The 2,559-nt window shown below is 77.5% G+C and carries 3 protein-coding genes; all 3 read right to left on the reverse strand.

Features of this window, described 5'->3' with window-relative positions; genetic code table 11:
- Window positions 1-207 precede the first annotated feature (207 nt).
- On the reverse strand, window positions 208-801 hold the full coding sequence (locus N866_RS12970) for a YdeI/OmpD-associated family protein (protein ID WP_034226989.1): 594 nt from the start codon (window positions 799-801) through the stop codon (window positions 208-210).
- Window positions 802-914: 113 nt separating this feature from the next.
- A complete protein-coding gene (locus N866_RS12975) occupies window positions 915-1,430 on the reverse strand; it encodes an ATP-binding protein (RefSeq protein ID WP_052023025.1) in 516 nt (171 codons plus the stop codon).
- A gap of 137 nt (window positions 1,431-1,567) precedes the next feature.
- On the reverse strand, window positions 1,568-2,559 hold a 992-nt coding region (locus N866_RS12980), incomplete at its 5' end, for an ArgE/DapE family deacylase (protein ID WP_034226994.1).

A 2,559-nucleotide genomic window follows, 5' to 3' on the forward strand; every position in this document is an offset into this window, starting at 1 on the left:
CCACGGCGGCCGAGGACCCCGCGGTCCACGGGCGGGGCGTGGCCCTCCTCGCCGCGGTGGTCCGCGCCGCGCGGTGGGTGTCGGTCCGCGGCTGAGCAGGCTGGTCGGGCGGGCCCGTCGGGCGGGCCGGTCGATCGGGCCGGTCGGCGGTCGGACGTCGGCCGGACGGGGTGGCGCGGACGTGGTCCGGACAGGGTGGTGCGGACGTCAGTCGGGGCGGGCCTTCTGCGGGTAGGGCGTCTCGCCGCGGCTCAGCATCTCGACGAACTGACGGATCCGCCGTTCGCGGGTCTCGGGGCGCTTCGCATCCTCCACGCGGTAGACGAGCGCGTAGCGGTTCGTCGAGGTCAGCACGTCGAACCACGCCTGCGCGCGCGGCTCGGCGGCGATCGCGGCCGCCAGGTCCTCTGGGACGACGGCGCTCGCGGCGCCGCCGTACGCGCGGTCCCAGCGACCGTCGGTCTGCGCGGCGCGGACCTGCGCCCGCCCGGCCTCGCGCATCCGCCCCTCCCGCTCGAGCCGCTCGACGTGCCCCACGTTGCGCGCGGACCACACGCTGCGCGCACGGCGCGGGGTCATCCGCTGGTAGCTCGTGGTGGTGTCGCGCGCCCGACGCTGGCCGTCGATCCAGCCGAGGCAGAGCGCCTCGTCGAGGGCGTCGGCGTAGGTGAGGGACGTCGTCGTGCCGCCCTTCCTGGTCAGGACGAGCCAGACGCCGGGCGAGGACTCGTGGTGCTCCTCCAGCCACCCGCGCCAGGCGGCGGCGTCCGGGAGCAGGAGCTCGGGCAGCGCGTCCGGCAGGCTCTCGCGCGGGTCCGCAGGCGGACCGTCGTCGGCCGGGAGGACGTCGCTCATCCCGCCATGGTGCCCGAGCCCTCCGACACGGTCATCCCGGTCGGGGGCGGCCCCGGCGCTCAGGCGACGCGGTGGGGGAGCGTCCGCGGAGCCCGGACGTCGGCCGCGGTCGGTGCGGCGGGGGCGGGCGCCGTCGTCGTCGGCACCGTGAACCACACGCACGTGCCGCCGCCCGAGGGGTGCTCGACCCCCCAGGTGTCCGAGAGCGCGGCGACGAGCAGCAGGCCGCGGCCGGTCACCGAGCCCTCGCCGGGCGCACCCGGGGCCGGGAGCCCGCGGCCGCCGTCGGTCACCGCGATCCGCAGGGTGGCGCCGCCGCGGACGAGGGTGACGTCGACCGTCCCCTCGCCGTGCCGGACGGCGTTGGTGATGAGCTCGCTGGCGAGGAGCTCGAGGACTGCCGCGGCGTCCTGGTCGGTGAGCCCCGCCTCCCCCGCCTGCTCCACGGCCCAGCGGCGCGCCGGGGCGACCTGGTGCGGGTAGGGGTCGACGCTCCGGTGGGACACGTGCACGGGGTGCAGCGGCAGGCTCCGGCGACCTGCCGCGCCGCTGCGGCGGACGTCGTCGTCGCCCATGTCGCCTCCCCGGTGAGCGCGACCGGCGGCCGCGTCACCGGTTGAGAGCGTGCTCCGCGGTGTTCATGACGTGACTTCTTGCGACGGTCTGCCCGGTTCGCCGTGGTCGAGACGCCCGGGCCGGGGTGGCCGGCGGCTCACACCCGGGCCGCGCAGCGGCGCGCGGCCAGGACGGCGAGCGAGCGCGTCACCCGGACGACCTCGGCGATGTCGACCTGCTCGTGCGGGCCGTGGGCGAGGCGGACGTCGCCCGGGCCGTAGTGCAGGGTCGGGATGCCGCCCATGCCGGCGTAGAGGCGCAGGTCGCTCCCGTAGGGCGCCGCACCGAGCGCGGCGTCGCGGCCCTCGACCGCCCGGACGGACGCGAGGACCTCGTGCACCAGCGGGTGGGCGGGGTCGATGGCCCCGCTGGCGAACTGGCCGCCGGGCCACGAGACCTCGACCGGGTGGTCCCGCAGCCACGCGTCCCGTCGGCAGGCGTCGTCGACCGCGGCCTCGAGGGCCGCGCGCGCGGCGACCGGCTCCTCGCCGAGCCGGACCCCCAGGCGGCCCTCGGCGACCAGCAGGTCCGGGACGCTGCTGGCCCAGTCGCCGGTGCGGACGGTGCCGATCGAGATCGGGTACGGCAGGGGGTTGCCGTCCAAGAGCGGGTGCGGGCGGGCGTTGCGCTCGCGCTCGAGGTCGGCGAGCGCGGCGTGCACGGGCAGGAAGGCCTCGAACGCGCTGTGCCCGGCGAGGCGGGAGCTGCCGTGCGTCGCCAGCCCGTGCACGCGCAGCTCGAAGGTCAGGGCGCCCGCGTTGGCGGTGACGACCCGGCCGCTCGTCGGCTCGGTGATCACCGCCGCCTCACCGCGGTGGCCCCGCAGCATCGTCGCGAAGGCGCCGAGCCCGCCGTCCTCCTCGCTCACCACCGCGTGGACCGCGATCGGTCGCTCCAGCGTCACGCCCGAGGCGCGCAGGGCCCGGACGACGGCGAGGTTCGCCGCGGCACCGGCCTTCATGTCGCACGCACCGCGACCGTGGACGGCGCCGTCGCGGATCACCCCGCTCCACGGGTCACGGTCGACCCACCGGTCCAGGTCCCCCGTCGGCACGACGTCGACGTGGCTCTGCAGCACGAGCGCGGGCA

Source organism: Actinotalea ferrariae CF5-4, assembly GCF_000603945.1.
Classification (GTDB): Bacteria; Actinomycetota; Actinomycetes; order Actinomycetales; family Cellulomonadaceae; genus Actinotalea; species Actinotalea ferrariae.

What these genes read in the sequence shown, in the direction of transcription:
- N866_RS12975 (WP_052023025.1), bottom strand. Translation starts at nt 1,430, where the DNA reads ATGGGCGACGACGACGTCCGCCGCAGCGGCGCGGCAGGTCGCCGGAGC.